The 6,483-nt window shown below is 77.0% G+C and carries 6 protein-coding genes; all 6 read left to right on the top strand.

Going from position 1 to position 6,483, the window contains the following annotated elements; genetic code table 11:
- The first annotated feature begins 7 nt into the window (after nucleotides 1-7).
- Nucleotides 8-1,174, top strand: coding sequence for a pyridoxal phosphate-dependent aminotransferase (locus ABD317_RS32205; RefSeq protein ID WP_344294632.1), 1,167 nt, complete (start codon nucleotides 8-10; stop codon nucleotides 1,172-1,174).
- Between the two features lie 103 nt (nucleotides 1,175-1,277).
- Nucleotides 1,278-1,895, top strand: a complete 618-nt coding sequence (locus tag ABD317_RS32200; RefSeq protein WP_344294630.1) for a TetR/AcrR family transcriptional regulator — start codon at nucleotides 1,278-1,280, stop codon at nucleotides 1,893-1,895.
- A gap of 149 nt (nucleotides 1,896-2,044) precedes the next feature.
- The gene (locus tag ABD317_RS32195) at nucleotides 2,045-2,956 is read left to right on the top strand and encodes an alpha/beta fold hydrolase (RefSeq protein ID WP_344294628.1); all 912 of its coding nucleotides are present in this window, start codon (nucleotides 2,045-2,047) and stop codon (nucleotides 2,954-2,956) included.
- Nucleotides 2,953-4,068 (top strand): DUF3500 domain-containing protein, encoded by a 1,116-nt coding sequence (locus tag ABD317_RS32190; protein ID WP_344294626.1) that lies wholly within the window; start codon nucleotides 2,953-2,955, stop codon nucleotides 4,066-4,068. Before ABD317_RS32195 ends, ABD317_RS32190 begins: the two co-directional genes overlap by 4 nt.
- 57 nt (nucleotides 4,069-4,125) lie before the next feature.
- Nucleotides 4,126-5,940, top strand: a complete 1,815-nt coding sequence (locus tag ABD317_RS32185) for a gamma-glutamyltransferase family protein (RefSeq protein WP_344294624.1) — start codon at nucleotides 4,126-4,128, stop codon at nucleotides 5,938-5,940.
- Nucleotides 5,937-6,483, top strand: a 547-nt coding sequence (locus ABD317_RS32180) for a YoaK family protein (RefSeq protein WP_344294622.1), incomplete at its 3' end; no start/stop codon positions are given. The genes ABD317_RS32185 and ABD317_RS32180, both read left to right, overlap by 4 nt.

Genomic DNA, 6,483 nt, shown 5'->3' with positions numbered 1-6,483 from the left:
GTCGCCGATCCGCCGGTCCGCCTCCGCCGTGCCGCCCGCGCCCGCCTTCCGGACGGCGGAGCTGCGCCGCCGCTCGCGGCGCCCGGCGCTCGCGCCCGCCCCGCCGGGAACCGTCTCCCTCGCCATGGGCGAGCCGGACTTCCCGACCCCGCCGCCGGTGGTCGCCGCCGCCGTGGCCGCGCGGCGCGGCGGCCGCGCCCACTACGCCGACCAGAACGGCCTCCGGGAGCTGCGCGCCGCGCTCGCGGCCCGGCTGCCGGCGCCCCCCGGCCGGCTCCGGACCGCCGACGACGTCCTCGTCACCCACGGCGCCACCGGCGCGCTGACGGCGGCGGTGCTCGCGATGATCGGCCCCGGCGACCGCGTGGTCATCCCGGAGCCCGCGTACTCGCTCTACGCCGACCTGGTCGTCCTCGCCGGCGGCACCGTGGACTTCGTACCGCTCGCCCCGGACCTGCACTGGGACCTCGACGCGCTGGCCGCCGCGCTCCCCGGGGCGGCGATGATGATCTTCTCGAACCCGTCGAACCCGACCGGCGTCGTGCACCGCGGCCGGGAGCTGGCGGCGCTGGGGGAACTGCTCCGCGGCTCCGGCACCCTGGTCGTCAGCGACGAGGCCTACCACCGGCTGGTCTACCCGGGGCACGCGATGACGTCGGCGCTGGAGGTCGAGTCGCTGCGCGACCGCACGGTGTACGTGCAGACCTTCTCCAAGACGTACGCGATGACCGGCTGGCGCGTCGGCTACCTGACCGGGCCGCGCGCGGTGGTGGACGCGGCCGCCCAGGTGCACCGGAGCCTGAACGGCTCGCTGAACACGGCGGCCCAGCACGCGGCCCTCGCGGCCCTCGACCTGCCGGACGGCGTCGTGGCCGCCATGGCCGACGGCTACCGGCGGCGGCGCGACCTGGCGGTCGCGCGCCTGGCCGGCGTGCCCGGCCTGCACCTGGTGCCGCCGGAGGGCGCGTTCTACGGGTTCCTCCGCTACGACACCGGCGTGCCCTCCGGCCGGGTCGCCCGCGAGCTGGCCGGGCGGCAGGTGCTGGTCCGGGCCGGCGCCGAGTACGGGCCCTCGGGCGAGGGGCACGTCCGGATCTCGTTCGCGGCCGCCGAGGACGACCTGTGGACCGGGCTGGAGCGCGTCGTCCGCTACTTCGCCCCCGAGAGCACGTGAGGAGCGCCGGATGTGCACACCGCGTACCGCGCACCTCCGGGCGGCCGGCCCCCGCCCGGAGGCGCTACCCTTTGCCTGCACGTCGATGAGGCGGAGGAGCCCTGTGGCCGACCGGAAGGCCGCCCCGGGCGGGGGGCGCAGACTGCGCAGTGACACCCGCCGCAACCGTCGGCGGCTCCTGGAGGCCGTGGGCGAGCTCGCCCGGGAGGCGCCCGACCGGCTCACGATGCAGGCGGTCGCGTCGCGCGCGGAGATCGGACCGGCCACCGCCTACCGCTACTTCTCCTCGATGGACGACGTGCTCGCGGCCTACGTGCTCAGCGTCGTCGAGGAGCTGCGCGACTTCAGCGTGACGTCGGCGGCGCAGGGCCGGCCGCTGTTCGACGCCGTCGTGGACAAGTGGGTGGACCTGCTCGCCGAGCACGGCCCGGCGCTGGTGCAGCTGCGGTCCCGGCGGGGCTACCTGGAGCGGCTGCACAGCGGGAACGAGATCATCGTCGCCCTGCGGGACGCCTGGAGCGGTCCCGTGCGGGGGCTGCTCGACGACATCGGCGTCCCGGACGACATGCTCGAACACGCCCTGTTCCTCAGCAACATGATCTTCGATCCCCGGGAGGTCCAGGACCTGCTGCGGGAGACGGACCTGTCCCGCCGGGAGGTCATCGCCCGGCTCACCGAGGCGTACCGCGGCGCGCTGCGCGGGTGGGCGCGGGCCGGCTGACCGCCCCGTCCTCCCCTCTCCCCACCACTCCCTCCGCCGCACACTCCACCGCATGAGCCGGGGCTCCCACGGCTCCACGAAACGATAGGTGCGTCTCAAATCGTAGCTACGTCTATCTATGCTTAGACCGCATCGACAAGGAGGACACCGTGGCCGCACCACAGTCAGAGCAGGAACCCGCCGAACCGGCCGGCGCGACCGTACGGGCGGGCGGCCTCGACGTCGGATACCTCGACGGCGGCGACGGCGTGCCGCTCGTACTCGTCCACGGCGGCGAGAGCGACCGCACCCAGTTCACGGCGCTCCGCGGACTGCTCGGCGCCGGCATCCGGGCCGTCTCCTACGACCAGCGCGACTCGGGGATCACCGTGAACCCGCCGGTCCCGTACACGCTGGCGGACCTCGCCGACGACCTCGCCGCCCTGCTGGACGCGCTCGGGCTGCCGCGCGCGCACCTGCTGGGCACCTCCTTCGGCGGCGCGGTCGCGCAGCACGCCGCGCTCCGGCATCCCGGACGGGTCGCGTCCCTGGTCCTGGTGGCCACCACGCCGAGCTACGCGATGGGCGCGGAGGCGATCGACGAGCTGCTGGGGATGGACCACGAGCAGCGGCAGCGGGCCGCCGCGGACTTCTTCTTCACCCCCGAGGGCCCGGCCGGGCTGCGGGCCGCCCCCGGCCGGACGCTGACGGCCCGCACCCCCGAGCAGAGCGCCCGCCGCCACGCGGTCGCACGGCAGCACGAGGTCCGGGACCGCCTCGGGGAGATCACCGCACCGACGCTGATCGTGCACGGCACCGCGGACCGGCTGGCGCCCTACGCCGGCGCCGTCCTGATGGCGCGGCGGATGCCGAACGCCGAACTGCACGCGATCGAGGGCGGCCGGCACGGCATCGCGGTGGAGTTCGCGGACACGGTCGCCCGCCGGGTGCGCGGCTTCCTCGGGGTGACCGCGCACGAGCCGCCCGGCGCCCGGCCGGACTCGGCACCGGTGACCGAGCCGTCCGGCCCCGACGCTCCACCGGCCGCCGCGGCCCCGAGCGACACGGCCCCTCGGCCATGACGGACGACGGCGCCCGCGAGGTCGCGAACCGGATGGCCGCGGCGGCCCTCGCGTGGCTGGACTCCCTCGACCCGGACCAGCGCCCGGCGGCGACCGGCCCGCCGCCGGGCACCGGCGGCGCGGCCGAGGCCGAACGCACCCGCTGGTACTACACCCCCACCGACCACGGCGGCCTCACCTTCCACCGGCAGCGCCCCGCGCAGCACCGGCTGGTGATGCGGCTGGTCGCCAGCGGGCTGTCCGAAGCCGGGTACACCACCGTCGCCACCGTGCTCGGCCTGGAGAACGTGCTCGACCGCACCGAGGGCTTCTCGGTGCACTGGGGGCGGGAGCGCACCCGCGACCCCGGCATGTACTACCTGCGGGTCTTCGGCGAGCCCGGCGGGGCGCGGCCGTGGGGCTGGCGGTTCGGCGGCCACCACGTCTCGCTCAACAACCTCGTGGTGGACGGGCGCGTCGCCGCCGCCACCCCGTGCTTCCTGGGCGCCGACCCGGCCGCGTCCCCGCTGCTGGGCGGGGCGGCGCTGCGCCCGCTGGGAACGGCCGAGGACCTGGCCCGCGAGCTGGTCCGCTCCCTCGCCCCCGGGGCCGCCGCCCGCGCCGTACTGCTGCCCCGCGCCCCGAACGACGTCGTGGCGGGCAACAGCGCCCGCGTCGGCGACCGCGTGGTGCGGCGCAGCGAACTCTGGCGCCCCGGCCCGCACGTCCCGGACCGGGCCGGGCACCCGGTCACCGGCCTGCACGGTGCGGACCAGCGGGCGCTGGCGCTCACCCCCGAGCCCCGGGGCGTGCCGGGCGCCGAACTCGACGCCGCGCAGCGGGAGCTGCTGCGCGCCCTGCTCGGCACGTACCTCGACCGCGTCCCCGCCGGGGTGTCCCCGCTGCCCCGCTACGCCGACCCGGCGGCGCTGGACGCCGTCCACCTCGCCTGGGCCGGCTCCACCGCGGCGGGCGAACCGCACTACTACCGCCTCCAGGGCCCGCGGCTGCTCGTCGAGTGGACCAACGTCCACCGCGGCGCCAACCATGCCCACGCCGTGTGGCGGGACCCGGAGACCGACTTCGGCGGCGACGTCCTCGCCGCCCACCACGCGGCCCACCACCCGGCATAAGCAGCCCACCACCCGGCGTAAGCCGCCCACGTGCCAGACGAACGGAATGTGACAGCCATGGCCGGTCAGCAACCGCCACCCACCGACGTACCCCCGCACACGACGCGCCCCACGCTGCGCGGCTCCTTCGGCATGTGCGCCTCGACGCACTGGCTGGCCTCCGCGACGGCCCAGTCCGTGCTGGAGCGCGGCGGCAACGCCTTCGACGCGGCCACGGCCGGCGCCTTCGTCCTGCACGTCGCGGAACCCCACCTCAACGGGCCCGGCGGCGACCTCGTCGCCGTCCTCGCCACCGCGGCCGACCCGGCGCCGCGGGTGCTGGCGGGGCAGGGCCACGCCCCGCGGGGCGCCACGATCGAGCACTTCCGGGCCGAAGGTCTTGACCACGTGCCGGGCGCGGGCGCGCTCGCCGCCGCCGTCCCGGGCGCCGTCGACTCCTGGCTGTGGCTGCTCGCCGAGTCCGGCACCTGGGAGCTGCCCGACGTGCTGGCCTACGCGATCGACTACGCGGAGCGCGGAGTCCCGGTCGTACCGCAGCTCGCGGGCGTCCTGGCGAGGGTCGAGGACCTCTTCCGTAGCCACTGGCCGACGTCGTACGCGCAGTGGCTGCCGGAGGGACGCGTCCCCGCGCCGTACGCCACCCTCGTCAACCCCGCCTACGCCCGTACCCTGCGCCGGCTGGCCGCCGAAGGCGCCGGCGCGACGAGGACCGCGCGCATCGACGCCGCGCGGCGCGCCTGGCGGACCGGGTTCGTGGCGGCCGCCCTGGCCGACTTCGCGGCCGTACCGCACCGGCACTCCTCCGGCCGGGACCACGCCGGAGTGCTCACCGCCGCCGACCTCGCCGACTTCCGGCCGTCCCTCGAACCCGCCGTCACCGCCGAGTTCCGCGGAACCACCGTCGCGAAGGCCGGCCTGTGGTCCCAGGGGCCCGTGCTGCTGCAGGCCCTCACCATGCTCGACGGCCTCGACGACGAACAGCTCGACCCGTCGACCGCCGCGGGCGTCCACACCCTCGCCGAGGCGCTGAAGCTCGCCCTGGCCGACCGGGAGGCGTACTACGGGCACCTCGACCCGGCGGACGCGGAGGCCGTCGTCCGCAGGCTGCTGTCCCCCCGGTACGCCCGGGAGCGCGCCGGGCTGATCGGCGCGGCCGCCGCCGACTCGTTCCGGCCAGGCGACATCGGCGTCGCCGCGCCGTACACTCCGCCGCTCGTCGCGGACCGGCACGCCGTACGGGCCGACGGCGTGGGCGAGCCCACCGTGCAGCAGACCGGGGACACCCGGGGCGACACCTGCCACATCGACGTCGTCGACCGCTGGGGGAACCTCATCTCCGCCACCCCGTCGGGAGGGTGGCTCCAGTCCTCGCCCACCGTGCCGGAACTCGGCTTCGGGCTCGGCACCCGGCTGCAGATGACCTGGCTGGACCCGGCCGCCCCGGCCCGCCTCGCCCCGGGGCGGCGGCCCCGCACCACCCTGAGCCCGACCCTGCTGCTGCGGGACGGCCGCCCCGTGGCCGCGCTGGGCACACCCGGGGGCGACCAGCAGGACCAGTGGCAACTGCTCTACCTGGTACGGACGCTGGCCCTCGGGCTGGCGCCGCAGGAGGCGATCGACGCGCCCGCGTTCCACACCACCTCCGTACCGGGTTCGTTCTGGCCGCGGACCTGGACGCCGGGGGGACTGGTGGTCGAGGAGCGCGCGGGCGCGGCGGTCCTCGACGAACTGCGCGCACGCGGCCACGCCGTGACCGTCTCGGGGCCGTGGAGCCAGGGCCGGCTCTCCGTCGTCACGCGCGACCCGGACAGCGGCACCCTGACGGCGGCGGCGAACCCGCGCGGCGCCCAGGGTTACGCGACGGGGCGATGAACGGCACCGCGGCCGGCGCCGCCCACGCCCGCGGCCAAGCCTCCGGCCAAGCCGACGGGCAAGCCGACGACCAAGCCGACGGCCGGGACGGCGCCGGCACCGGCGGCCGGCCGGTGCGGCGGCGCGTCACCCCGGCGGCGCTGATCCTCGCCCTCACCTTCGCGACCGGCGCGGTCGACGCCGTCGGATACCTGCACCTGGACCAGGTGTTCGCGGGCAACATGACCGGCAACGTCGCCATCCTCGGGATGGCGGCCACCGGCGGGACCGGGCTGCCGGTGCTCGGCCCGGCCCTGGCGCTGGCGTTCTTCCTCGTCGGCGCGGCCGTCGCCGGACGGCTGCTGCGCACCGCCGCCCCGGGCTGGAGCCGCCGGTGCACGGCCCTGCTGGGCGGCGTCGGACTGGCCCTGGCCGCCACGGCCCCCGCCCTGGCCGCCTTCGGCACGGGCGCGCCCGGCGCCCGCGCGGCGACGGCGTCGTCCCTCGCCCTGGCCATGGGGATGCAGGCGGCGACCGCCCGCCACCTGGCGGTGAAGGACGTCA

It is taken from the genome of Streptomyces synnematoformans (assembly GCF_039531005.1).
GTDB classification, from domain to species: domain Bacteria; phylum Actinomycetota; class Actinomycetes; order Streptomycetales; family Streptomycetaceae; genus Streptomyces; species Streptomyces synnematoformans.
Note: the sequence above shows the minus strand (reverse complement) of the source record. Positions and strands in the feature narration are given on the sequence as shown.

What these genes read in the sequence shown, in the direction of transcription:
- ABD317_RS32190 (WP_344294626.1), top strand. Translation starts at nt 2,953, where the DNA reads ATGACGGACGACGGCGCCCGCGAGGTCGCGAACCGGATGGCCGCGGCG.
- ABD317_RS32185 (WP_344294624.1), top strand. Translation starts at nt 4,126, where the DNA reads ATGGCCGGTCAGCAACCGCCACCCACCGACGTACCCCCGCACACGACG.